Origin of the sequence: Agrobacterium larrymoorei (genome assembly GCF_030819275.1) — a bacterium.
Lineage (GTDB): Bacteria > Pseudomonadota > Alphaproteobacteria > Rhizobiales > Rhizobiaceae > Agrobacterium > Agrobacterium larrymoorei_B.
Genome location: NZ_JAUTBL010000002.1, coordinates 624,451 through 648,304, shown reverse-complemented (window position 1 = coordinate 648,304; position 23,854 = coordinate 624,451). Strand labels below are relative to the sequence as shown.

Sequence of the window (23,854 nt, the reverse complement as noted above, 5' to 3'; positions counted from 1 at the left end):
CCGTTGGGCGTCGTCATACCGCTTGAAGAAAGCAAAAACAAACTCGCATCCGTCAAGCCGCTTGTCGATCTGACCCGTCCGGACATGGAACGCGTCAACCAACTGATCCTCTCCAAGGCGGGGTCGGATGTGCAGATGATCCCGGAAGTGGCAAACCACCTGATCTCTTCCGGTGGCAAGCGGCTGCGCCCGATGCTGACGCTCGCCTCCGCCTCCATGTTCGGTTACGACGGCGACCATCATATCAAGCTCGCGACCAGCGTCGAGTTCATGCACACCGCCACGCTCCTGCATGACGACGTGGTGGATGAGAGCGATCTGCGTCGCGGCAAGTCCACGGCACGCACCATCTGGGGCAATCAGGCGAGCGTGTTGGTCGGCGACTTCCTGCTCGGTCAAGCCTTCCGGATGATGGTGGATGTCGGCTCGCTGGATGCGCTGGACGTGCTCTCCACCGCCGCTTCCGTCATTGCCGAAGGCGAGGTGCTGCAGCTTTCCGTCGCCAAGAACATGGAAACGACGGAAGACGACTATCTCCAGGTTATTCGTGCCAAGACAGCTGCGCTGTTCGCGGCTGCCGCCGAAGTCGGCCCTATCGTTGCCAAGACCGACAAGGCAACGCGCGGTGCGCTGAAATCCTACGGCATGAATCTCGGCCTCGCCTTTCAGCTGGTCGACGACGTACTGGACTATGGCGGCAAATCCGCCGATCTCGGCAAGAACACCGGCGATGATTTCCGTGAGGGCAAGATCACTCTTCCGGTCATCCTGTCCTATCGCCGCGGCACGACCGATGAGCGGGCGTTCTGGAAGCGCGCGATCGAGAACGGCGAGAGCACGGATGAAAATCTCGAGATCGCGCTGGGTCTCATCAAGAAATATAACGGTTTGACGGACACGATCTCTCGCGCCAACCACTACGGCACGATCGCGCGCGATGCGCTGGCACCGCTGCCGAACAGCCCGTGGAAGGATGCACTGATGGAAGTGATCGACTTCTGCATCGAGCGCGTCAACTGACGGTCGGTCGAGCTTTTCGTCAAAAAGGAAACGGTCGACGGAAGGAAGAAGACCAGCAGATTTTGTTGCAGGCCTGCTTCAAAAAAGCCATTCTATCATGACGTGATGCATGGCTTTCTGAACCGATTCCGGTTTCCGATGGCGTGTCTATCTCAAGCTTTACAGTCATTATGGGCATATATTTTGCCCAACGCTGTTGAGTTTGAAGCTGATTTTTCAGTGCGGAAGCACACAAGCAAGGGTTCCTTCATGCGGCGCAATCCAGCATTTCGTCTTTTCTGCAGCGCGGCTTTCATTGCCGCACTCACGCTTGGCGCAGGCTCTGCCGCGCTCGCGGAGACGAAGCCCGCCGATAAGGCGGAAGAGGCCGTCAAGTTCGATCCTAGTCGGGTCACCACCTTCTCCGGCGCATTTTTGGCTGCCCGCACCGCCGATGTCGACCAGGATTATGCGACCGCCATCACCCTCTATCAGAAGGCGTTGGATTTCGATCCCGCCAATACCGAAATTCGCCAGCGCCTGATGATCGCGCAACTGTTGAGCGGCGACTTCGAGGCTGGCGCGAAGATCGCGGACAGCCTGAAGGACGACAGCTCGGTCGAGCGCGTAACGACGATCGTGCGTGCACTTGCGGCGATCAAGCACAAGGAATTCTCCTCTGCCGAAAAAATCCTGAAATATAGCGGCCCGAACGATCTGGACCGTATGGTCAACACGCTTCTTGCTGCATGGGCGCGCGCCGGTTCCGGCAAAAGCAAGGAGGCGCTCGCCATGGTCAATGGCATGAAGGGGCCGGGCTGGTTCTCGATCTTCCAGAAATACAATGCGGGCGCCATTGCGCTGGTGACCGGCAACACGGACGCGGCCCGCAAGAGCCTGAGCGAAGCGGTGGCCGACCGTGAAGGCGGGGCGACCGCGACGGACACCTATATGCGTGCTGTGATGGCGCTGGCCCGGTTGGAGGCGAAAGCGGGCAACAAGCAGAAAGCGCTGGACACGATTGCCGTCGGCGACGGTTTTGCTCCGAACTACGCGCCGTTAAAGGCGCTGCGCCAAAGCATCGAAAAGGGCGAGAAGCCCGACCAGCAGGTTCAGACCGCGGTTGAAGGTGCTGCCTCGGTAATGTTTTCGATTGCCGGTGCGCTGAACCGCGAAGGTGCGGAAGAAATCGTCACGCTCTATCTCCAGGCGTCGCGAGCGCTCGATCCGAAGAGCGCCGATACGCTCATTCTGCTTGGTGGCTTGGCCGAGGCGCAGAAGCAGGCGGAGCGCGCCATCGAATTCTATCGCGAGGTACCAGCCGATTCGCCAATGCATCGCATTTCCGAGCTGCAGCTTAGCCTGACGCTGGCGCAGACCGGCAAGGTGGATGAGGCGCGCCAGCATCTGAAGGCGCTGCTCGAATCCGATCCTGACGACATCCGCTCCTACCTCGCCTATGGCGCCGTCCTGTCGGATGCCAAGGATTATGCCGCCATGGCTGCCAATTACGACAAGGCTGTCGAGGTGATCGGTGCCGTTCCGAAGAAGTCAGACTGGACGATCTTCTTCCAGCGGGGCATAGCCTATGAGCGTCTGAAGCAATGGGACAAGGCCGAACCGAACTTCAAGCGGGCACTGGAGCTCAACCCTGAGCAGCCACAGGTCCTGAACTATCTCGGCTATTCCTGGGTCGACAAGAACATGAATCTCGACCAAGGCATCGAGATGATCCGCCGTGCAGTGGAGCTTCGCCCGAATGACGGCTACATCGTCGATTCGCTTGGCTGGGCGCATTATCGTCTTGGCGCTTTCGATGAGGCCGTGACCGAACTGGAGCGCGCGATTGAGCTTCGCGCCGGTGACCCCACCATCAATGACCATCTGGGTGATGCCTATTGGCGCGTCGGCCGCAAGCTGGAGGCCGTCTACCAGTGGAACCGCGCGCTGATCGGCGATAGCGACGATGTGGACAAGGCGAAGGTGAAGGAAAAGATCGCCAACGGCCTGCCGCCGCTGGAGAAGGATGCGGAAAACACCGCAAAGAAGGATCAGGCGCCGCCGCCACCTGCACCGCCCGCCCCTGCCCCGGACAAAAAATCCTGACGTCTGATGGGCACGGCTGATGGCAAGGGGGCGGTCGAAACTGTCGAGGCCGCTCCGGCGAAGATCAACCTTGCCCTGCATGTGACGGGGCAAAGGGAGGATGGTTATCACCTCCTCGACATGCTGGTGACCTTTACCGAAGCAGGCGATGTCATTCGCATTCGCCATGCTGACGAAGATAGCTTTTCCATATCCGGGCGTTTCGCCTCGGACCTTCTTCAGTCGGGCGCGAGCAACAATCTTGTGCTGAAGGCGCGCGATCTTCTGCGCAGCCATGCGCGGCAACGCGACATCGCGACAACACCGGTCGCTATTCAACTCGAAAAGAACCTGCCAGTCGCATCGGGAATCGGTGGCGGATCGGCCGACGCCGCTGCCGCCTTGCGCGGCTTGATCCACCATTGGCAATTGGACATCGGCGACGAGGACCTGAGCGGAATCGCACTCACGCTTGGGGCCGACGTACCAATGTGCCTTGCCAGCAAGCCGCTGATCGCGCAGGGGATCGGTGAAGAGCTCACGCTTCTTACTCAGTTCCCGCAATTGGCGCTGGTGCTGGTGAACCCGCTGAAGGGTGTTTCGACGCCGCAGATTTTCCGCTTGCTGGCGCACAAGCAGAACGAACCTCTTCCCGCTCCGCCTGATGATGAAGGCGAGTCCTGGCTTCCGACAATGGACGGGCTCAGAAACGATTTGCAGCTCCCCGCCATCTCGCTTTTGCCTGAGATCGACGATGTGTTGGCGATGCTTCGTTCGGAGGGCGCGGATCTCGCACGCATGTCCGGTTCCGGCGCCACATGCTTCGGCATTTTCTCCTCCCTGCAAAAAGCAGAGGCAGCAGCGGCAAGGCTTCGGGAACGGAAACCCGGATGGTATGTTCAGGAAACAATGTCAATTGCAGGGAGAGTGTTATGAGCCAGATGAAGACGGGTGGAGAGCGGCAATTCATTCCGGTCGGCATCGCCGTTTTGACCGTCTCGGACACCCGCACATTGGCGGACGACAAATCCGGCAACACGCTGGCGGCACGGATCGAGGAGGCAGGCCACCGTCTTGTGGATCGTGCGATCGTGCCCGATGACATCGGGGCCATTCGCGAAAAGGTGCAAGGCTGGACGCTCTCGGATGAGATCGATGTGGTCATTACCACGGGCGGCACGGGTTTCACCGGCCGCGACGTGACGCCGGAAGCTCTGGAGCCGCTCTTCGACAAGCGCATGGATGGCTTCTCCGAGGTGTTCCACCGCATTTCCTACGACAAGATCGGCACCTCCACCATTCAATCGCGCGCCACCGCGGGGCTTGCCAATACGACCTTCATCTTCGTTCTGCCGGGCTCACCTGGCGCTTGCAAGGATGCTTGGGACGGGATTTTGAAAGCGCAGCTGGATTATCGCCACATGCCCTGCAACTTCGTGGAAATCATGCCACGGCTGGACGAGCACCTGCGCCGCACAAAGGGCTGATGCCAACAGCATCGGTCCGAAAATCGAAATCGATTTTCGGAAAAGCACGTTCATAAAAAACACTATTTGCTCTTGAGCAGTAACCGGGGCGATATCGCTCGTCCGCGCCTGTGGTGAAAGACATGGCAAAATGGCCTTGATACTGACGACATGGAACAAGCTCGTCATCGGTTATGCGACAGGCGCGCAGTTACTATATCGGTGCAGTAAGAAGAAGCGATCCTATCACTAACGCTACTCCGATAGTCCTGTCGATGTCCTGGCTCTCTCAACGCGATAGATACTGTCACACTAACAGCGTCCAAGCACTTCAAAAACCAAGTCTTGATCGCACCCAAATACCGCAATGATTTGCTTTTATAAGTTGACTCATTTTATCATCTTAAATACTAGATCCAAATCACATTGATGAGGATCGACATGCGCACTAAAAAATTTCCTTTAGTTATTTCAGCTTTCGCTTTTCTTTTCGCTATACCTGCATTTGCCGAGGTAAAAACGATCACAGATGTTATCGGTCGTCAGGTTAAGGCGGATCTTCCTGCAAAACGCGTCGTTCTTGGCTTCTATTTCGAAGACTACATGGCAGTCGGCGGTGAACAAGCTTATGATTCTGTCGTGGGTATTTCGCGCGAAGCCTGGGAGGGCTGGGTTCCCGCGAATTGGAAAATGCATCTCGCAAATCGTGCTTCCCTTGCTGACATTGCCGATGTCGGCGAGGTCGAGGCACAGACGTTCTCGGTCGAGAAGGTCCTCAGCCTCAATCCAGATCTGGTGATCCTGGCGGACTGGCAGTACAAGGCGCTGGGCCTGGATGCTGACCGTCTGGAAGAAAAGGGCATTCCAGTCGTTGTGGTCGATTACAACGCGCAGACGGTGGAGAGGCATGTCGCTTCCACGCGGCTTTTCGGCGAACTAACAGGCCAGGAGCAGCGTGGTCAGGAAATCGCCGAGTTCTACTCCAACTCCCTCAGGGATGTTGCAGATCGCATTGCGAAGTCCGGAAAACCGAAGCCCAAAGTCTATGTCGAGTTCGGTAACAAGGGCCCGGCCGAGTATTCCTTCACCTACGGCAAGAATATGTGGGGCGCCATGTCCACTGCTGCTGGAGGTGACAACATCGCAGCGCCATTTGTGGAATGGTGGGGCCCGATCAATCCGGAACAGGTTCTGGCTTCCAAACCTGACGCGATCTTCATTTCCGGTCGTGAAAACAACAAGAATCCCGCCGCCTTGACTATGGGGCAGGCTGTGGAAGCGGGAGAGGCCCGCGAGAAGCTCAAGGCTTTCGAAACCCGCCAGGGCTGGAGCGAGTTGCGCGCGATCAAGGACGGCCAACTTTACGGTGTCTACCAGGGCGCTTCCCGCACGCTCTCTGACTTCGCAATGGTACAATACATCGCCAAGCAGCTTTATCCCGACCAGTTCAAAGATGTCGATCCCGTAGCCAACTATCTCGGCTACTACGAAAAATATCTGCCGGTCCGACCGCAAGGCACGTTCGCTATCGCCGTCAAGGACTGATAACCGACATCTGCTAAGTCGAGGGCGTCTGCCCGTGCATCAAGCCCGATTGAATGCGAACGCCATGTCGGCGTTCGCGTTGAACGATGCCGTTTTAGAGCAGGTTCTTCATGACAATTGCCGCCCATAATGTCGAGGCGATCGGAGCGCATCGTCTGCGCGAACGTCGCCGTTGGCGTATCGTATTCATTTTTTTCGCACTGATGTCAGTAAGTCTTGTCCTGGATATAGCGACCGGTCCCTCGCTCCTGTCTCCTGCCGAAGTGGTTCGGTCTCTCACAGGTCTTGGTGAACGTGCCGTCATGACGGACGCCATTGTCCGCGGCTTACGACTGCCCATGGCATTAATGGCGCTTGCCGTTGGTGCAGCGCTGGGAGCCGGTGGCGCTCAGATGCAGACCTTGTTAAACAACCCAATGGCCAGCCCCTATACGCTCGGCATGGCCGCTGCAGCTGGTTTCGGCGCAGCACTCGTGCTTGCACTTGGCGGGTTCGGGCTTGATGCGATGATCGCCGTGCCACCTGGTGCCTTTATTTTCTCCATGCTAGCGGCACTATTCCTCTACCTGCTAGCGTCCTTTCGTCAAATAACAGCCGAAACCATCATCCTCGGCGGCATCGCACTTCTTTTCCTCTTTCAGTCGCTTCTATCACTTATACAATTCGTATCGTCGCCAGAACTGTCGCAGCAAATCCTGTTTTGGCTGTTCGGCAGCCTTACCAAGGCGACGTGGCCAACGCTGGGGCTAACGGCATTTGTGACGGCGATCTGCTTCGGCCTGTTGATGGCCGACTGCTGGAAGCTGACGGCATTGAGAATGGGGGAGATGCGGGCTGCGAGCCTCGGCATTAATGTCCGTCGCCTGCGCATGAAAGTTCTCGTCATCATCGCCATCATGACCGCGACTGCTACGAGCTTTGTCGGCGTCATCGGCTTTATCGGGTTGGTAGCACCGCATATTGCGCGCATGGCCGTTGGAGAAGACCAGCGATTCTTCCTACCCATGTCAGTGCTCAGCGGAGCGCTCATGCTTTCCGCCGCCTCTATCCTCTCTAAATCAATCATTCCGGGCGCACTGTTCCCCGTTGGAATCGTTACGGCTATCGTCGGGGTGCCTTTCCTTCTGTGGCTCATCTTCAGTCCAAAGAGGGCTGGACGATGATGGTTCTCAACGGAGTTTGCATCGATCGCAGCGGTCTTTCGATTGTGCGGAAACTGTCGGCGGACCTCGACGCAGGTCAGATTCATGCAGTTATCGGCCCAAACGGCACGGGTAAGACGACCCTTCTGCGAGCAATCTTTGGCGATCTTCCGCTGGCCGCGGGCTCGATTAGCCTCAACAAGCACAACCGCCGCACCACAGCGAGCACAGCACGGCGCAGAAGCGACTGGCAGGATCATTTTGCATATATGCCGCAGGACACCGAGGCGCATATCGCCTTGAGTGTTCTGGAAGTTGTGGCTCTTGGCCGATTCCAGCGACTCTCATTGCATGTAGACGACGAGACGTTGGATATGGCTATGACGCGTCTGCATCAAACCGGTATTCCGCATCTTGCCGCGAGGGAGATATCGACGCTGAGCGGCGGGCAGCGACAGATGGCGCTTTTCGCACAAGTTCTGATGCGTGAGGTAGAGGCGGTGCTGCTGGACGAGCCAGTAAGCGCGCTCGATCTGAGACACCAGGTCGCTTTGCTCGATCTTGTGCGACGCGAGACCCGGGCAAAGGGCTGGGTAACACTGGTCGTCCTCCACGATCTCAACCTTGCATGCCAATATGCCGATAACCTGCTCGTGATCGCAAATGGTGAACTCCAGGCGACAGGTGCTCCGCGCACTATAGTCACCCCGGCGCTTATCGCAGAAATCTATGGCGTTGCCGTGGAAGTATTGCGCGATAGGCAGGGCAATCCCGTCGTTCAGCCGGTGGGCGGCTCGCCCCTTGCTCCTCTTAAATCTCTTGAAGGAATTATTGAATGAGACGGCTTCTCATGATGGCTGCCGCGATTTTGGCCGCCACTGCTCCTCTCAGCCCACTGATGGCTGCCGAGCACAGAATTCTCATGCTCAACTACGGCAAGGAGGGCGGCATGGTGTTCGAGCCTTCCTTCGTGAAAGCTGAACTAGGTGACACGATTAGTTTCGTGCCGGAGAATTCCGGTCACTCCGTCCAGTCCTATGTTGTGCCGGAAGGCGAGACGCCATGGAAAAGCAAGCTGGATGAAGCCTTTACCGTGACCGTCGATCACGAGGGTATCTACCTTTATTATTGCCCGCCGCATCTGATGATGGCGATGATCGGCGTTATCCAGGTCGGAGCCCCCACCAATCTCGACATAGTAAAGCAGAAGGCTGAAAAGCTCAGACCAAAGTTGGTCATGAAGGGCGAAAGACTGGACGCTGCGCTTTTACAGATAAAACTAGCTCAGTAATCGACGCAAACGGTCTCCCTTTTGTATGGGGAGTTTATGTCGCCCCAATTTCCCTCCACCAAAAAACAAGGATCAAACCATGGCCAATAAACTTTTAGAAGCAACCTTGAACGACCTTCTCAATGGCGAACTGCGTGCGCACCACGCTTATCTTCAGACAGCCGCTTGGGCCGCTGAACGCAATCTTGATGGTTGCTATAAATTTTTGCTCGGACATGCCGCTGAAGAACTAGAGCACATGCACCGCATTTTCAATTTTCTCAACGACCTCGGCGCAAAAGTCACCTTCAAAGAACTGCCTGCACCGCAGGTGACCGCAAACGACATAAAGGGCCTTTTCACGATCGTCACAGAGCACGAATCCCGTGTTACCGCGGCTATCAATGCCGCTGTCGATCTCGCGCGCGCGGAAAAAGACCATGCAACAACGTCATTTCTGCAATGGTTCGTCGACGAGCAGCACGAGGAGGACAGCCTTTGCCGCTCAATCCTTGGGAAAATCGAACTGATTGGCGAAGGTCCCAATGCCGACTATCTCATCGACCGGGAGATTGGGAACCTGGCCAAGAGCGGGTAACACTGGTTCTGGATCAGTTCCTGTATTTCTGGCGTTAAGACCCCCGCCCTCGGAGTTCTTCCAGGGGCGGGTACAGGATAACGCGATTTGCAGCTCAATAACCGCCTCGGTGGTCACCGCCCGTCGCCACCGCCGCGCCAGAAGAGATGCTGGCACCGCACTGATAAGAGGTCTTCTCCATCGGTACCCTCGTTCGAGGTGTCCCGGGCACCTTAAGAAAGTGGAAGCCTCCATCGAAACAAAACAGCACGCCTGGCCTTCTTCTCGGCCGAGGTCGATCTGTATCGAGATGACTGGAAAGGGACGCTACCCAGTCGATGGCCTTCACCGGACTTTCTGAATACTGCGGCTTGCAACCGGCAAAGCTCAGAGTTACGCTGACCTGCCTTTTAGCTTGGGTGACCAAAAAGCGCGCTCTAAAGACGCTCTACCGCACAGGACTGAGCGCCCAAGCCGGCACCAACTCCGCCGTTAATCTGAGAGGCTTCTGCGTTTTTGAAAACTCCTTCAGCGGCAGGCCGGATTTTGCGAGCTCGATTGCATCCCGCTTGCGCAGCAAGAGGCCAAACTCCAGAGGTGGACCGCGCCGAAGCATTCGCTCGAGGAAGGGTTTCTTATAATAGCGTGATGGCGAGAACTGCGCCGGTCGCTCGTTCAACGCCATGTATTCGAGAATATCCTCGATCCAGCCACCCTGCGGACGGCTGCCCGGCTCGATCAGCAAAATCCAATCGCCGCGGATCGACTGAATGACATCGTCGATCTTCCAGCTCTGATGGAAGCGGCAACCGGCAGCCTCCGCAACACGCGCCGAGCCATCCTGCGAGGCGTGGTCGAGAATGATGACATCGCTGATCAGACCCTTCACGGCGCCCGTGACCAGCGCCGAAAGCGTGTGCGCTAGCGCTGGTTCGTTGTTGTGGCATTCCATGATGACTGTCAGCATGTTGTTGTCACTTGCGATGCGTTCCGATCAATAAAGTTCCTGTAGCATGGCTACAGCATCGGCCGGAAAATCGGAACCGATTTTCGGAAAGCACGGTGTGTAGACTAAAAAAGGGGTAAGGCGCGCGAGCCCAAATCACCTTTCCAAACGCGCTGGTCGCTCAAAAATCTTTCCCTTCTCGCTTGCTGCGGATCCCATGAAGCAGACCTTCATTGCCTCCTCACTACGCGACGATCTCACTGCCCCAATTTTTGTTCTTGTATTGTTCTCATTTGTGCATTAGATATTTGCTCATCCAATTCGCTGGCGCTGGCCGGTCAGGAGCATCAGATGAGACACCAAGTGCTTTCGGGGCAGGCTGCCTATCAGCCGGGCCATACGCCGGATATTGCCAATGCTCTGGCAGATGACTCCGGTCTCAGGATCGAAATCGATCGTCGTCGCGGCAGAGGTGCGGGCATCAATCCTGGTGGTCGTTTCGAGACGTTGCAGCATGAAGCCTTTAACGATGGCTGGGACATTATCGAAGAACTCCCTGAGTTCAAGACGGATGTGCAGGTGGAAAAGCCGCGCACCATCATTACCCGCAACGAATCGCCCGACATTCCCTTCGACCGGTCGATCAATCCCTATCGCGGCTGCGAGCATGGCTGCATCTATTGCTTCGCCCGGCCAACGCACAGCTATATGGGACTTTCGGCCGGGATCGATTTTGAAGCGAAGCTCTTTGCCAAGCCGGATGCCGCCAAACTTCTGGAGCGCGAGCTTGCCAAGCCTGGCTACAAGGCGCGGGTGATTGCGATCGGCACCAATACCGATCCCTACCAGCCGATCGAGAAGGAATGGCGGATCATGCGTCAGATCCTTGAGGTGCTGGCCAAGGCGGAACATCCGGTCGCCATTGTCACGAAATCGGCGCTGATCACGCGCGATATCGATATTCTGGCGCCCATGGCGAAGAAGGGTCTCGTCAAAGTCGGCATCTCGGTGACGACGCTCGATCGCAAGCTGGCCCGCAGCATGGAGCCACGCGCCTCGACGCCATCGAAAAGGTTGGAGGCAGTCAAAACGCTGACGGAAGCCGGGATACCAGTGGCCGTCATGATGGCTCCTGTCATCCCCGCACTGAACGATCATGAGATCGAGCGCGTGTTAGAGGCTGGCAAAGCCGCCGGGGCTACGGAAGCCTCTTATGTGCTGCTGCGTCTACCACTCGAGGTTAGCCCGCTGTTCCGCGACTGGTTGCTGCGTAATTACCCGGACCGCTACCGCCATGTCATGTCGCTGGTGCGCTCCATGCGCGACGGGAAGGATTATGATGCGGAGTTTGGCAAGCGCATGAAGGGTGCTGGTCCCTATGCTTGGCAGATCAGCCGCCGCTTCGAGATGGCGACCAAAAGGCTCGGTCTCATTCGCAGGGGTATCCAGCTGCGTGATGATCTCTTTGCTCCGCCCGGCGGTGCCGGCGTCCAACTTTCCTTGCTTTGAAGGATGGAGACGCTCGGCCACGCCAACTCCGCCTTATGACATCGGTTTCCAAGCGTCTTTAGATTATTGCGTAAAGACCACGGCTACTAAGTCACTCTTTGAAGAAATGTTCGGTGCGCGTCCCTGACGCACCGGCATTGCCCCCGGTTCCGCCGCCTCGCGTGCGATTTCTCGTTTTCCGCCGCCCTATAGGAAAACGATCCTGGCCTCTCGCGCCACGGATGACAACCACGCCCTACGGGTTGTCTATCGCCGCACCGGGGGCTTGCGGGAGATCGGGTGTCTGTGCAAGTTTCCGCCGCATGAAGCGACGCACAGCATCCGATTCTCCTGCCCTGTTCGATCTTGCTCCGGCGAGCCCCGACTTCAGCATGGAGCTAGAAGCCCGCCAGCGCGGCCTTTGGCCCGTGGCAGGGACGGATGAGGCTGGACGCGGGCCTTTGGCCGGCCCCGTCGTTGCCGCCGCCGTCATTCTTGACCCCGACAATATCCCAGATGGTCTCGATGATTCAAAGAAGCTGACCAAGGCGAAACGGGAAGTGCTGTTCACGAAGATCGTGGAAACCTCGATCGTCTCGGTCGCCTCATCCGGGCCTGCTCTGATAGACCGGATCAATATCCTCCGCGCCAGCCTCGATGCCATGCGCCGCGCTGTTCTTGGCCTTGAGCTTTCGCCTCGACTGGTATTGGCTGATGGGCGCGATCAACCGCCCGGCATGTCTTGTGAAGCGAAGGCTGTGATCAAGGGTGACGCACGATCCCTGTCGATTGCCGCCGCATCGATTATCGCCAAAGTGACAAGAGACCGAATGATGGAGCGTGCCGGGACGGTGCACACCGCCTATGGCTTCGAGCTTCATGCGGGTTACGGGACGCCTGTGCATCTTCGCGCCATTGAGGCCCATGGCGCGTGTTCCCTTCATCGGATGAGCTTTCGGCCGCTTCGTCAGGACGCTGCCGAAGCAGATGTGGCTTAAAACCTGGAATTTCTGCTACGTCGATAGGAGAGCGAGGTGCCACCCATTATCCGGCAAGCCGCATGTCGCTATCGCGGCCATCACCGCGCTGCGCATGATCGGCCAGCTTGAATTGCTCCAGCAGCGCACGGAGTTTGTCGCTTTCTGTCGCCAGTGCCGAGGTTGCAGTGGTGGTTTCCTCCACCAATGCTGCATTCTGCTGCGTCGTCTGGTCCATCTGGTTGACGGCTGTATTGACTTCCGTGAGACCGGTCGCCTGCTCCTGGGATGACGTGGCAATCGCGCCCATATGCTCATTGACAGCTTCGACATGGTGGCTGATTGCTTTGAGTGCCTCACCGGTCTGCTGGACCAGCTTCACACCATTCTCCACCTCATGCGATGACTTACCGATCAGTTCCTTGATTTCCTTCGCCGCCCTCGCTGAGCGTTGCGCCAGTTCGCGCACTTCCTGCGCAACAACGGCGAAGCCCTTGCCCGCCTCACCAGCACGCGCGGCTTCAACACCCGCGTTTAGCGCCAGCAGATTGGTCTGAAAGGCAATCTCGTCGATCACCACAATGATATTGGAAATCTGGCCCGAGGATTGTTCAATGCGCTGCATGGCGTCCACAGCCGCTGCAACGACATCACCGGAGACCTTTGCGGCGCGGTTGGCCTCGCTCGCAGCACCTGTCGCCTCCTGGGCGCGTTTGGTGGAGTTCGCGACGTTGACGGTAATTTCATCCAGCGCTGCCGCCGTCTGTTCCAGGGTTGCGGCCTGCTGCTCGGTGCGCCGGGAAAGATCGGACGCCCCTTCGGCAATTTCCCGGGTTCCGCTGTTCATCGTCTCAATGGCGCGCGAAATTTCCATGAGCGTATTTCCAAGCTGCTGGATCGACTGATTGAAGTCATTTCTGAGCGGCTCGAAATCAGGCGCAAATTTTTCGTTAAGGCGGAACGCCAGGTCGCCTGAGGCAAGCCGGCGAAGTCCCGCTGCAAGGCCGGATGTCGCCACACGCAGCCGCTCCTCGGCCTCGGCCTTTTGCTGGGCCTCCAGACGTTCGCTCTCGGCGCGCGTGCGGTTCTGCTCAGCCTCGGCCTCAAGGCGCTTGTTCTCGATCGCGCTTTGACGAAAGACCTCCACGGCATCCGCCATGGAGCCGATTTCGTCCTTGCGGCGACGCCCTGGGATATCGATCTGCGTATCGCCCAAAGACAACTTGAGCATGACGCCCGTCATCTGCACGAGCGGCCGTGCGATATAACGATTGCCAAAGACCGCCGCGCCAAGGCCGATCGTCAGCGCAAGAGCAAGCGCGATGTAGTTGAGCGTGATCGCAGAGCCAGCCGTCGAGACGGTGACATTACCCTCACGGCGCACATCCGCCTCAATGTCGTTGACTGCGTCTTGAAGTGTGCTCTTCGCTTGATTGTAGGCAGCCAGCGCACTACCGGCGAACATCGATCTCGCCTCATCAATCCTGTTGGCATCGACAAGGGCCTGCACTTGTGTCCACTTGCTTTCGGCCGCAGCCCAGCGCGCGTTGAAGTTCTCAAAATTCTGCTTGTCCGCATCATCAACGAGATATTCCTGATACTCCTTCACCCTCGCCGCAAGCGCACTTTCAGCCTTCGCCAAATCGGCCTGAAAATTGGCTCGTGCGTCCGGATCCGCAATAACAATTGCGCTCTGGGCATTTCTGATGCTTCCAATGTCGGCATTGATGGCACCAATCACGATAAAACCGGACACCCGCTCCCGGACAATCACACCGATCCCATCTTCGATCTGCGACATGGATATGATTGAGGAGATGCCTTGCACACCCGCCACAAGAATCATGACTCCAGACAGAGCAGCCAGAACCTTGCCGATCGATAATTTCATAGCATCATCCTCAAATAAATCTGTGGAAGTAATCTTGGAGGTAGAACCGTGTCATTCGAGGTTTATTCGAGTTATGCTCATCGATGCGAGCAGTGTTATTTCATAGCGCCATCTACGACACTTATAATCAAATATTATTATATATTATTTATATTTAATTAAAATACTCATTGAAATAGTAGGTCGTTATGTTTTTCCGACACCCCAACAGACTCATTGCGGATACGAAAATTAATGCGCAACAGCACGTTCATTTCGACGATTTCGCTTGTAAAGCGACTACCCTCGCGGGAAGCAATAATCGACTGATACTTTCGATTTACGCGACATCTCACCTAGCCTGCCAAAATAAACGCGGGCTTCTACATCGTAAATCATGTGAAGCCCTAGGCGTCGGCGTCTCAACATGTCCCACAACGCGGCGCGATGGCCATTTCGGGATGTTTTCCAACTCACGACATGGCTCACCGCCTCTATCCCGCACCTCAAAGGTGACGCTGCTTGCGGCTCCCGATCTCCAGAACAGAACAACAAAAAAACCCTCCCGGTGAGTACCGGAAGGGGTTTCGACTATTCAATGCGATCAGATTTGCAGAGCTTAGTTCAAGCGCGACTTGACTTCGCCGATAGCAGATTTGATCAGCTTGCCCTTGACAGCAGCCGTCGTCTTTTCAGCGATCAGCTTTTCCGACGCTGCGATTGCAATGTCGACTGCCGCGGAGCGAACAGCGCCGATCGCATCTGTTTCAGCCTGCTTGATTTTCTGCTCGGAAAGCGCGGTACGGCGAGCGACAAACTCTTCCGTTTTTGCCTTGGCTTCCGCCGTCAGCGCTGCAGCTTCGCGTTCAGCCGCGGCAACGATGTTCGCTGCGTCCGCTTCCGCTTCCTTCCGCTTGCGCTGATACTCAGCCAGCAGGTGCTGGGCTTCTTCACGCAGCCGCTTGGCTTCCGCCAGTTCTTCGGTGATGTTCTTGGCGCGCTCATCGAGCGAGCTTGCCAACATGCCCGGAACCTTGAGGTAAGCAATCAGCACGAAGAAGAGAATGAGACCTACGAGTGCATAGAATGTTGCATCAAACGCCATCTCAAGCCCCCTTCACGTCGGATACCGCAGCAACGGCTGCCTTGGCATCGGTGTCCTTGACCTTCAAGCCGATCAGCTGATCGACCACGGCAGTCGCGGTTTCTTCGGCAATCGTGCCGACATCGGCCAATGCCTGCTGCTTGATGGACGCGATACGCGCTTCGGCAGCAGAAAGCTTTTCAGCCAGTTCCGCTTCGACCGCGGCGCGGTCGGCATCAGCCTTGGCCTTTGCAGCGTCGCGAGCAGCGGATGCGATGGATCCAGCCTTGGCGCGTGCTGCAGCAAGTTCTTTTTCGTAGGTTTCGATCGCGGCGTCAGCCTCAGACTTCAGCCGGGAGGCTTCATCGAGATCCTGTGCGATACGGCCATGACGATCCTCAAGGATGCCACCGACACGCGGCACGATGACTTTCTTCATGAGCACGTAGAAAATGCCGAACGAGATCGCCAGCCACAAAAGCTGGGATGCGTAGGTCGACGAATCGAAAGGCGGAAATACGCCGGATCCGTGACCGGCGTCATGCGCCACTCCGGTTTCCGTATGCGTTGCTTCCGGGGCCGTCTGGCCGACAGCGGGTGTTTCCGTCGTCGTTCCGGTTGACGGCGCTGCTGACTGGGCAAGAGCCTCGGTCACGAACATGCTCACCTCCAGGGGTACTGCAAATGCGAAGGATCACGGCACGCCGTTTGCGAGCCGTGATCCAAACCTGATGCCGTTATTAGACAGCGAACAGGAGAAGGAGAGCAACGAGCAGCGAGAAGATGCCCAGAGCTTCCGTAACGGCGAAGCCGAATACCAGACGGCCGAACTGGCTGTCAGCGGCAGACGGGTTGCGCAGTGCGCCGGAGAGGAAATCGCCGAAGATGCGGCCGAGAGCGAGGGACGTACCAGCCATGCCGAGGCATGCGAGACCTGCGCCGATGTACTTTGCTGCTTCCGCTTCCATATTAAGCTCCTTGAAATGGTTGTTGCGGCTGTTTTTTGACACCCGGTTCCGGGGCCAGCGACTTTACTTCTCAGTGACCACCATGCACGGCGTCATTCAGGTACATGCATGTCAGTACCGCGAAGACATATGCCTGCAAGAAGGCGACGAGAAATTCGAGAGCGGTCATGGCGACCGTCATGAGGAGAGGCAGGATCGCTCCGCCGACACCGATCGCGCCAAGCGCGCTCATGGAAGCGACGAAACCCGCGAATACCTTCAGCGTGATGTGACCTGCCAGCATGTTCGCGAAAAGACGAACGGAAAGGCTGATCGGACGCGAGAGAAAGGAAATGACCTCGATGGCCGACACAAGCGGCAGGAGAACGGCAGGAACGCCCGAAGGAGCGAAGATGCCGAGGAAGTGCAGGCCGTGCTTGTAGAAACCGTAGACGATGACAGTTCCGATGACGAGGCACGACAGTGCAAAGGTCACGATGATCTGGCTCGTTACCGTGAAGAAATACGGGAACATGCCGAGAAGGTTGGCCGTCAGAACGAACATGAAGAGCGAGAAGACGAAGGGGAAGAAGACCATCCCCTTCTTGCCCGCACCTTCACGAAGCATCGATGCGATGAATTCGTAGGACATTTCGGCAACGGACTGCACGCGGCCTGGGATCAGTCCGCGGTTCGACGTTGCGAAATAAAGGAAGCCCGACGCCGCAGCGACTGTAGCAACCATGAAAAGCGATGCATTGGTGAACGAAAAATCAACGCCACCGATATTGATCGGGATAATCGGCTGCACCAAGAACTGATGAGTCGGATCGTTTGCCACCGGCTGCCCTCTTTACCTGTTGCCGCAGAACCGCGGCACCTCGCATCTATATTTCATGGAAAGAACGGCATCAGCCGTTTTTCTCCCCACCCTGATCTTTCCCCAGCCCATCCTGAAGAAGCGGCGGCTTTGCCACCATCCCCGCAGACCGCAGAACATTCAACACGCCTGCACAAAAACCGAGAAGAAGAAGAACGATCATCCCCCACGGCGACGTGCCGGCAAAATAGTCCAGAAGATAACCCAGCATCGCGCCGACAATAATTGCGGAAATGAATTCCGAAGAGAGCTTGATCGCCATCGCAAAGCCTTTCCGGCTCTCCTCCGCGTTCTGCTCCGTCCGCCTCTCCGCCTCATCGTCCGCATGAACCTTGGCCAATCCCTCGGCAAGGCGCTTGCGGCGCTCATCCAGACTATCGTTACGGTTGCCGGTCATTTTAAAATCCTGCCCTTTTCGCTCCGTTCCAGCGTTGCCAGAACCCTTTGGAGTTGTAAACGGCAGGGCTTTTAGCCTGTTCCAGCCCGCTCTGAAGTCGCGCGCAACATAGTTTTAGGGACTTCGCTAGTCAAGGCACCGTCGGCGCTTGTTTCAGCACAAATTTTCTGATTAAAATCAATCGCTTGAGCGACATACATGGAATCTTGGCACGGTTTGCCGATGGAATCGGCATTTTTGACACGGGTTTTGCAGGCAAATCCGCGTGATCGTGACAGCGCTTCCTTGTTAAATGGTAACGCTCTAGCTCCAGCCGCCGCCATAGGTCCGGTAGAAGACGTGCAACCCGATCCTGCCGACCTTCTTCATGGATTTGCCCCAGGCGGGTCGGACATAGATGGCGTGATAATGGGTAGCAGAGCCCACTTCACTCAGCCAGATCTTGCCGGCTGTCGTTGCCATGGCAACTTCGCGCGCCATCTTCCAGTGCCGCTCGGAATTGACGCGGTCCTTGATGTTGTCGCAGGCGAAGGAGAACTGGCAGCGGTTACGCCAATCCTTGTTCTGATAGACCACGCCGCAGATGGTTTTCGGATAGGCGGGGTTGCGCACGCGGTTGAGAATGACCTGAGCGACGGCCGCTTGCCCCTTGATGGATTCGCCGCGGGCTTCGAAGTAGATGCCGGAGGCCAAGCACTGTTGCTCCGCAGCCGAAAAGGCTTCTGCCGGTAGCGGTGTCGCCGCCCAGGCGTGATCATCCGGGGAGATCGGCGGAATGAAACGCCCGGTATCCGGCTTTTTCAGGATGGCGTCGAAGGGTGACTCGCGGGCGAAGTCCGGCTCCGCCGGGGCGTAGGCCGTGGCCAGTACATCCGGGGTGCGGTTGGTGACCAGACCCGCCAGCATTGGCGACACGGTTTTATCGGCCTTCTTCTCATCGCGGCGGAAATAGAAGGAGGCAAGTTCGATCTCCTTGCTTTTCTTCGGCTTGACGAAGGCGGTTCGATCCTTGCGCTTCAGCGGCTCGATATCGATCATGCTTGTGCGTTGAAGAACCGAGCCGGCAGTAAAGGCTTTCGGCGGCTGCATCACTTCGGTGGCCATGACCCTGCCCTTCTTGGCGGCGCGATTGACACGCTCGCTATCGGGCGTCGTCTCATGGCCACCCTTTTTGGTGACGAAGGCAACTTTACGGCCATCGGGAAGCGTCATGCCTGCGCCGGTGATGGCCGCAGTATCGCTCGCATCATTGAAAGCCAGAGACGCGTTGTGAACAGAACCCGCTGGGGAGTTGGTCAGCACCATGCGCCACTGTTCGCCGCCGGCATCAAGACCAGCAAGAAGCGAAGCAAGATCCGCGCGGGCTGCAAGGGAGGGGAAGGCAAGCCAGGCCACAAGGCCAAAGACGATAGGCGAGGTCCACTTCTCATAGGCAATGAGGGGCCCGCGACGCGATACTTTTCTTGAACGCAAAACCATGACTCCGGACACACGCAAACAACTTGCTACACAGCCGGATAATCTCTCATTAACCTTGATGCTTGGTTAACGAGGCGCCTTTGAAAGCCACCTCACATTAATGTGTGACCAGATACTAAAACGCGCCGCTCTCGGAGAGGAGAGCGACGCGTTGCTAAAAGATTGTATTGGAAGCTCAAATGACCACGTGTGAGCCGAGTTCGACGACGCGGTTTGTCGGAAGGCGGAAATAATCGGATGGGTCAGCCGCATTTTCCGCCAGAGCGATGAACAACCGGTTCTGCCAGCCAGGCATGGCCGATTTCGAATCCGGCACCAGTTTTCGACGTCCGAGATAGAAGGAGGTCGACATGATGTCGAACTTGTATCCGGTGCGGCGCAGATAGCCGAGTGCCTGGGTGACGTTCTGGGTTTCCATGAAGCCGAAATGCAATTCGACCACGACGAAGCGCTCACTGATCTTGGTCATGGTGTAGCGTTTGTCCGTGTGAACGCGCGGCGTATCCTCCGTGCGGATCGTCAGGATGACGTTCTTGTCGTGCAGAACGTGGTTGTGTTTGAGGTTATGCAGCAATGCGGCGGGTGCCGTCTCAGGATCGCCTGTCAGGAAGATCGCCGTGCCGGGAATACGCACCGGCGCATGCGCACTTTCCTTCTCCACAGAGGCGACGAAAGCCTTCAGCGGCACGTCGGTTCTCCGAGTCTTGGCAAAGAGTATCTTGGAGCCGCGCTGCCACGTCATCATAATGACGGTAAAGGCAATTGCCAGCAGGACCGGCACGTAGCCACCGTCATGGATTTTCAAGAGGTTGGCGCCGAGGAAAATCAGTTCAAGCGTGATAAAGGGCAGAACGACCAGGAGCGTGAGCGGCAGCGACCATTTCCATTGGCTGCGGGCAAACTGAAAGAACAACAGGCTGGTCACGACCATCGCGCCGGTAACGGAGATACCATAGGCGGTAGCGAGCGCGTCGGAACTCTTGAAAGTGAACACCAGGGCGACGACGCCGATGAGTAGCACAGTGTTGACGGACGGCAGATAGATCTGTCCGGTATTGGTCTCGGAGGTGAAGAGGATTTCCATGCGCGGCAGGTAGCCGAGGTTGATCGCCTGGCGCACCATTGAGAAGGCACCCGTGATCACTGCCTGGCTGGCAATGATGGTGGCAGCCGTCGCAAGGATAACCGCCGGCAGCAGCGCCCATTGCGGGAACATCAAATAGAAGGGGTTCGACATGGTGGACTGGTCCTTCAGGACCAGCGCGCCTTGGCCGAGATAATTGAGGGTGAGTGCGGGAAAGACCAGCGCGAACCAGGCCCACTGGATGGGCTTGCGTCCAAAATGGCCAAGATCGGCATAAAGCGCTTCGGCACCCGTAATGGTCAGAAACACCGCACCGAGCACCACAAGACCATAAAAACCCTCATTCATCAGAAACTCGACCGCATGGATCGGATTGAAGGAATAGAGGATCCTGAAGTCGTCAGAGATATGCAGGAGCCCGACAAAGCCCATCACGATGAACCAGACTGCTGTGATCGGGCCGAAGAACTTGGCCACGATCTCCGTGCCATGCGACTGGATGGCAAAGAGACCCACCAGAATGACGAGCGAGATCGGAATGATGAATTCATCCATTTGCGGGGTCACGAGCTTCAGGCCTTCCACGGCGGAGAGGACCGAAAGCGCCGGCGTGATCATCGCGTCGCCCAGGAAGAGAGCCGCACCGATCAGGCCGAGCATGATGAGGAAATTGCGCCGCGCCCCTGCTCTCTTCATCAGCAGCGCCAGGAGGGAAAGCGTTCCGCCTTCGCCATCATTGTCGGCCCGCAGCAGAAAACAGATGTATTTGATCGTGACAATGATGGTGAGCGACCAGATCATCAGTGAAATAAGGCCGATGACTTCGGCTTCGGTCAGCCCGTCCTGAGAGATCGGCTTCAGCGCTTCTCTGAACGCATAAAGAGGGCTCGTGCCGATATCGCCGTATACAACGCCGATGGAACCGAGCATGGCCGCAAACAGCCCTTGCTGGTGGTTGTCCTCCACTTCAGGCTTGTCGAGCATGTCTTTTTCAAACGGATTAGGCATATGAATCCTGGCCCTCTAGAGCCAGCCCTTCCAGCGAAAAACGATAAACGGGATGATCGCCGATATCAGCATGACGAAGACTGCGAGCGGATAGCCATAGGCCCACTGCAATTCCGGCATGTGCGCAAAGTTCATTCCGTAAATGGAGGCCACCAGCGTCGGCGGCAGAAAGACGACCGATGCGATGGAGAAAATCTTGATGATCGCGTTTTGCTCGACATTGATGATGCCAAGCGATGCATCCAGCAGAAAGGTCAGGTTGCCGGAAATATAGGATACGTGCTCGGACAGCGAATGGATGTCGCGTGCGATCGAGCCACCCATTTCCTTCGCATCCTTGTCCTCCTGAACCAGCGCCGTCGCCTGCAAAAAAGACTGGACACGGGCAAGCGAGGTCAGACTGTCCCGCACTTTCGAGACCAGACGATGGAATGAAGCGATCTCGGAAATCTTGTCTTCGAGATAACGGGGCGCCTTGCGCTTGCTGCGCGCCTCGCCACCGAAGATACCCTTCGCCACGTGGTCGATACCGACGACGGTGTTCTCGATGATTTCGGCCGTGCGGTCGACGATGGTTTCGAGCAGCTTCAAAAGCAGCGCCGCACCGCTGCGGATCTCATGCGGCGTGCGGGCAATGGCAGCGATGAACAGATTGAACGATTTCGGCTCGGCGTAGCGGATGGTCACAAGCCGGTTGCCGACAAGGATAAAAGCGACATCGGTTAGTTGCGGATCGGAAGAATCTGCCTTCCAGACGAGCGATGCCGTCATGAAGACATTATTGTCCTCCGTATACAGACGGCTGGAAGGCTCGATGTCTTTCAGATCCTCACGCGTCGGAAGCTCTGTACCAAGCAGGGCTTCAACACGCTTTTCCTCGTCGCGGTGGGGATTAATGAGATCGATCCAGACGATGTCGTCGGATAAATGCGTAAGCTCCCCGTCAGCAGACAGGCTGATCGCCTCGCAATTCGAGCGATAGGCTTTTATCAATCAGGTTCTCCGGTCCGCGGCGCCAACTGTCATCGGCTGGTCGATCTAACACATCATGCGTAGCGTTCGCAAACGCATGAGCAAGACTGCGGTTCAAACGGCGCCGGGCTATGCTCCCAACAGGGTAAAGAATCAAGGGGTATTTTCGTCTAAGGCGTCAGGCTATGCGACCTCCGGAACAGCTAGCTTTAAGAAAAAGGCATTCAAAACAAGCTATTGTAGCCCCTCTTACTCGGTGCAAATCTTTCTGACCTGCTTCCGGTGCTCGATAGATATGCAGTCAGCGCATCGATCTCAGCGGGTTTTCTGTAATATTTTCAAAGCTTTCTATTCAAATATGATCTTTGGCGCCGTGCGGGCGGTGCCTCTTCCAATCTCTGTCCACACCTTTTGTGCAATCTCCCTGTAGGATTGCGCCTGCGGGCCATCCGGTTCGGAGACGACGATCGGTGTCCCGGCATCCGACATTTCTCGGATCGACATTGTCAGAGGCACAGCACCCAGGAATGGCACACCGATACGCTCAGCCTCAGCCTGCGCACCGCCATGGCCAAAAATGTCATAGCGCTTGCCGGTATCCGGCGCGATGAAATAGCTCATATTCTCAATGACGCCGAGAAGCGGCACCTCGACCTTGCGAAACATGGTGATGCCCTTTCGCGCATCGATGAGTGCCATATCCTGCGGCGTGGAGACGATCACCGCGCCTGCCAGCGGGACTTGCTGGGCAATTGTCAACTGCACGTCGCCGGTTCCGGGCGGCATATCGAGAACCAGAACGTCCAGCTCTCCCCAGACGACTTCGCGCAGCATCTGCATCAGTGCCGATTGCACCATGGGCCCGCGCCAGATCATGGCCGCTTCTTCATCCACCAGGAAACCCATGGACATGACTTTCAGGCCGTAATTTTCCATCGGCATGATGGTGCGGCCTTCGCCCTGCTTCGGGCGGCCCGATATGCCGAGCAACCGAGGAACAGATGGGCCGTAGATATCGGCGTCGAGAACGCCGACGCGTAAACCCAGCGCCTGCAAACCCAAAGCGAGGTTGACGGCGGTTGTGGATTTGCCCACCCCGCCCTTGCCGGAGGCGACCGCGATGATCGATCCGATTCCCGGAACGCCAGCCTTCGCCTGCTGCTGTGGCGCAGGTCTCGGTGCTGTCGGCGGGGCCTTTGGCGCCGTGGTATTGGAGGCGCTGCCAGGCCTGCTATTGGCGGTCAAAGCCACCACAGCTGCCTTGACACCCGGAACGGCAAGTGTCGCCTTCTCGGCCGCAAGCCGCAGAGGCTCCAGCTCCTTGGCGCGATCTGCGGGCACGGTGAGGGAGAAATAAGCCTTTGAATCGCTCAGAAAGATTTCCGAGACCATACCGAGTGCGACGATGCTCTTGTCGCTGCCTGGATAGATCACCTGATCGAGAGCCTGCTCGATCTGTCTTTTATCTGCCTGTGCCATGCCCAACCCCCATCCGTTTCAGCAAGGGTTAGATAAGGGAGCCCACGCCATTCGCCAATATCAGAGTATCGGGTTTAACAGAGAAACGCCCCGGCGCGCAAATCGGCATGCATTATAAGGGGACCGGGCCCGGCTTGCTCCGAATTGGATCTCACGAGA

General features: G+C 57.0%; 22 protein-coding genes. 11 read left to right on the top strand and 11 right to left on the bottom strand.

All coding sequences use genetic code 11. The features are described from left to right. The first annotated feature begins 3 nt into the window (after positions 1–3). The 9 genes from QE408_RS11645 to QE408_RS11605 all read left to right on the top strand — a co-directional run bounded on the left by QE408_RS11645 (position 4) and on the right by QE408_RS11605 (position 9,105). The gene (locus QE408_RS11645; protein WP_306931334.1) at positions 4–1,020 is read left to right on the top strand and encodes a polyprenyl synthetase family protein; all 1,017 of its coding nucleotides are present in this window, start codon (positions 4–6) and stop codon (positions 1,018–1,020) included. Positions 1,021–1,269: 249 nt separating this feature from the next. Beyond that, on the top strand, positions 1,270–3,105 hold the full coding sequence (locus tag QE408_RS11640; protein ID WP_306931332.1) for a tetratricopeptide repeat protein: 1,836 nt from the start codon (positions 1,270–1,272) through the stop codon (positions 3,103–3,105). 6 nt (positions 3,106–3,111) lie between these two features. Next, on the top strand, positions 3,112–4,020 hold the full coding sequence (locus QE408_RS11635; protein ID WP_306931329.1) for a 4-(cytidine 5'-diphospho)-2-C-methyl-D-erythritol kinase: 909 nt from the start codon (positions 3,112–3,114) through the stop codon (positions 4,018–4,020). Between the two features lie 5 nt (positions 4,021–4,025). After that, entirely contained in the window at positions 4,026–4,571 is a 546-nt protein-coding gene (gene moaB / locus QE408_RS11630; RefSeq protein WP_306934775.1) for a molybdenum cofactor biosynthesis protein B, read from the top strand. 669 nt (positions 4,572–5,240) lie between these two features. After that, positions 5,241–6,095 (top strand): ABC transporter substrate-binding protein, encoded by an 855-nt coding sequence (locus QE408_RS11625; RefSeq protein WP_306931327.1) that lies wholly within the window; start codon positions 5,241–5,243, stop codon positions 6,093–6,095. Positions 6,096–6,205: 110 nt separating this feature from the next. Next, positions 6,206–7,258, top strand: a complete 1,053-nt coding sequence (locus tag QE408_RS11620) for a FecCD family ABC transporter permease (protein WP_306931325.1) — start codon at positions 6,206–6,208, stop codon at positions 7,256–7,258. Further along, complete coding sequence (locus QE408_RS11615; RefSeq protein WP_306931324.1) at positions 7,255–8,076, top strand: ABC transporter ATP-binding protein; 822 nt, start codon at positions 7,255–7,257, stop codon at positions 8,074–8,076. The genes QE408_RS11620 and QE408_RS11615 overlap by 4 nt, the downstream gene beginning before the upstream one ends. Further along, entirely contained in the window at positions 8,073–8,528 is a 456-nt protein-coding gene (locus QE408_RS11610; RefSeq protein WP_306931323.1) for a pseudoazurin, read from the top strand. Before QE408_RS11615 ends, QE408_RS11610 begins: the two co-directional genes overlap by 4 nt. Positions 8,529–8,607: 79 nt before the next feature. Beyond that, on the top strand, positions 8,608–9,105 hold the full coding sequence (locus tag QE408_RS11605; protein WP_306931322.1) for a ferritin: 498 nt from the start codon (positions 8,608–8,610) through the stop codon (positions 9,103–9,105). 427 nt (positions 9,106–9,532) lie between these two features. Here the strand turns inward: QE408_RS11605 and QE408_RS11600 are convergent, their stop codons facing one another. Then, a complete protein-coding gene (locus QE408_RS11600) occupies positions 9,533–10,051 on the bottom strand; it encodes a glycosyltransferase family A protein (protein WP_306931321.1) in 519 nt (172 codons plus the stop codon). 330 nt (positions 10,052–10,381) lie between these two features. Here QE408_RS11600 and QE408_RS11595 point away from each other — a divergent pair, with 330 nt between their 5' ends. Both QE408_RS11595 and QE408_RS11590 read left to right on the top strand, forming a co-directional pair. Beyond that, positions 10,382–11,539 carry a PA0069 family radical SAM protein gene (locus QE408_RS11595; protein WP_306931320.1) on the top strand — a complete coding sequence of 386 codons (1,158 nt, stop codon included), beginning with the start codon at positions 10,382–10,384 and terminating at the stop codon, positions 11,537–11,539. Between the two features lie 302 nt (positions 11,540–11,841). After that, positions 11,842–12,516, top strand: coding sequence for a ribonuclease HII (locus tag QE408_RS11590; protein WP_306931318.1), 675 nt, complete (start codon positions 11,842–11,844; stop codon positions 12,514–12,516). Positions 12,517–12,562: 46 nt separating this feature from the next. On the opposite strand, the gene QE408_RS11585 is transcribed toward QE408_RS11590, so the two are convergent. The 10 genes from QE408_RS11585 to apbC form a co-directional block, all read right to left on the bottom strand. Further along, positions 12,563–14,386 carry a HAMP domain-containing methyl-accepting chemotaxis protein gene (locus QE408_RS11585; RefSeq protein WP_306931317.1) on the bottom strand — a complete coding sequence of 608 codons (1,824 nt, stop codon included), beginning with the start codon at positions 14,384–14,386 and terminating at the stop codon, positions 12,563–12,565. 598 nt (positions 14,387–14,984) lie between these two features. Next, entirely contained in the window at positions 14,985–15,470 is a 486-nt protein-coding gene (locus QE408_RS11580; protein WP_306931315.1) for a F0F1 ATP synthase subunit B, read from the bottom strand. A 1-nt stretch (position 15,471) separates the two neighbouring features. Further along, positions 15,472–16,110, bottom strand: coding sequence for a F0F1 ATP synthase subunit B (locus tag QE408_RS11575; protein WP_306931314.1), 639 nt, complete (start codon positions 16,108–16,110; stop codon positions 15,472–15,474). 79 nt (positions 16,111–16,189) lie between these two features. Further along, entirely contained in the window at positions 16,190–16,417 is a 228-nt protein-coding gene (locus QE408_RS11570; RefSeq protein WP_027673924.1) for a F0F1 ATP synthase subunit C, read from the bottom strand. A 70-nt stretch (positions 16,418–16,487) separates the two neighbouring features. After that, positions 16,488–17,237: a F0F1 ATP synthase subunit A gene (locus QE408_RS11565; protein ID WP_306931299.1), complete on the bottom strand. Its 750-nt coding sequence runs from the start codon at positions 17,235–17,237 to the stop codon at positions 16,488–16,490. Positions 17,238–17,307: 70 nt separating this feature from the next. After that, positions 17,308–17,673, bottom strand: a complete 366-nt coding sequence (locus tag QE408_RS11560) for an AtpZ/AtpI family protein (RefSeq protein ID WP_306931296.1) — start codon at positions 17,671–17,673, stop codon at positions 17,308–17,310. A gap of 303 nt (positions 17,674–17,976) precedes the next feature. Further along, positions 17,977–19,152, bottom strand: a complete 1,176-nt coding sequence (locus QE408_RS11555) for a cell wall hydrolase (protein WP_306931295.1) — start codon at positions 19,150–19,152, stop codon at positions 17,977–17,979. Between the two features lie 175 nt (positions 19,153–19,327). Next, the gene (locus tag QE408_RS11550) at positions 19,328–21,220 is read right to left on the bottom strand and encodes a potassium transporter Kup (RefSeq protein WP_373465542.1); all 1,893 of its coding nucleotides are present in this window, start codon (positions 21,218–21,220) and stop codon (positions 19,328–19,330) included. A 39-nt stretch (positions 21,221–21,259) separates the two neighbouring features. Beyond that, a complete protein-coding gene (gene corA, locus QE408_RS11545) occupies positions 21,260–22,237 on the bottom strand; it encodes a magnesium/cobalt transporter CorA (protein ID WP_306931292.1) in 978 nt (325 codons plus the stop codon). A 327-nt stretch (positions 22,238–22,564) separates the two neighbouring features. Continuing rightward, positions 22,565–23,695 (bottom strand): iron-sulfur cluster carrier protein ApbC, encoded by a 1,131-nt coding sequence (gene apbC, locus QE408_RS11540; RefSeq protein ID WP_306931290.1) that lies wholly within the window; start codon positions 23,693–23,695, stop codon positions 22,565–22,567. Between the last annotated feature and the right edge of the window lie 159 nt (positions 23,696–23,854).

What these genes read in the sequence shown, in the direction of transcription:
- QE408_RS11595 (WP_306931320.1), top strand. Translation starts at nt 10,382, where the DNA reads ATGAGACACCAAGTGCTTTCGGGGCAGGCTGCCTATCAGCCGGGCCAT.
- QE408_RS11600 (WP_306931321.1), bottom strand. Translation starts at nt 10,051, where the DNA reads ATGCTGACAGTCATCATGGAATGCCACAACAACGAACCAGCGCTAGCG.
- QE408_RS11610 (WP_306931323.1), top strand. Translation starts at nt 8,073, where the DNA reads ATGAGACGGCTTCTCATGATGGCTGCCGCGATTTTGGCCGCCACTGCT.
- QE408_RS11615 (WP_306931324.1), top strand. Translation starts at nt 7,255, where the DNA reads ATGATGGTTCTCAACGGAGTTTGCATCGATCGCAGCGGTCTTTCGATT.
- QE408_RS11585 (WP_306931317.1), bottom strand. Translation starts at nt 14,386, where the DNA reads ATGAAATTATCGATCGGCAAGGTTCTGGCTGCTCTGTCTGGAGTCATG.
- QE408_RS11605 (WP_306931322.1), top strand. Translation starts at nt 8,608, where the DNA reads ATGGCCAATAAACTTTTAGAAGCAACCTTGAACGACCTTCTCAATGGC.
- QE408_RS11640 (WP_306931332.1), top strand. Translation starts at nt 1,270, where the DNA reads ATGCGGCGCAATCCAGCATTTCGTCTTTTCTGCAGCGCGGCTTTCATT.
- apbC (WP_306931290.1), bottom strand. Translation starts at nt 23,695, where the DNA reads ATGGCACAGGCAGATAAAAGACAGATCGAGCAGGCTCTCGATCAGGTG.
- QE408_RS11590 (WP_306931318.1), top strand. Translation starts at nt 11,842, where the DNA reads ATGAAGCGACGCACAGCATCCGATTCTCCTGCCCTGTTCGATCTTGCT.
- moaB (WP_306934775.1), top strand. Translation starts at nt 4,026, where the DNA reads ATGAAGACGGGTGGAGAGCGGCAATTCATTCCGGTCGGCATCGCCGTT.
- QE408_RS11550 (WP_373465542.1), bottom strand. Translation starts at nt 21,220, where the DNA reads ATGCTCGACAAGCCTGAAGTGGAGGACAACCACCAGCAAGGGCTGTTT.
- QE408_RS11555 (WP_306931295.1), bottom strand. Translation starts at nt 19,152, where the DNA reads ATGGTTTTGCGTTCAAGAAAAGTATCGCGTCGCGGGCCCCTCATTGCC.
- QE408_RS11570 (WP_027673924.1), bottom strand. Translation starts at nt 16,417, where the DNA reads ATGGAAGCGGAAGCAGCAAAGTACATCGGCGCAGGTCTCGCATGCCTC.
- QE408_RS11625 (WP_306931327.1), top strand. Translation starts at nt 5,241, where the DNA reads ATGCATCTCGCAAATCGTGCTTCCCTTGCTGACATTGCCGATGTCGGC.
- QE408_RS11620 (WP_306931325.1), top strand. Translation starts at nt 6,206, where the DNA reads ATGACAATTGCCGCCCATAATGTCGAGGCGATCGGAGCGCATCGTCTG.
- QE408_RS11580 (WP_306931315.1), bottom strand. Translation starts at nt 15,470, where the DNA reads ATGGCGTTTGATGCAACATTCTATGCACTCGTAGGTCTCATTCTCTTC.
- QE408_RS11635 (WP_306931329.1), top strand. Translation starts at nt 3,112, where the DNA reads ATGGGCACGGCTGATGGCAAGGGGGCGGTCGAAACTGTCGAGGCCGCT.
- QE408_RS11560 (WP_306931296.1), bottom strand. Translation starts at nt 17,673, where the DNA reads ATGACCGGCAACCGTAACGATAGTCTGGATGAGCGCCGCAAGCGCCTT.
- QE408_RS11575 (WP_306931314.1), bottom strand. Translation starts at nt 16,110, where the DNA reads ATGTTCGTGACCGAGGCTCTTGCCCAGTCAGCAGCGCCGTCAACCGGA.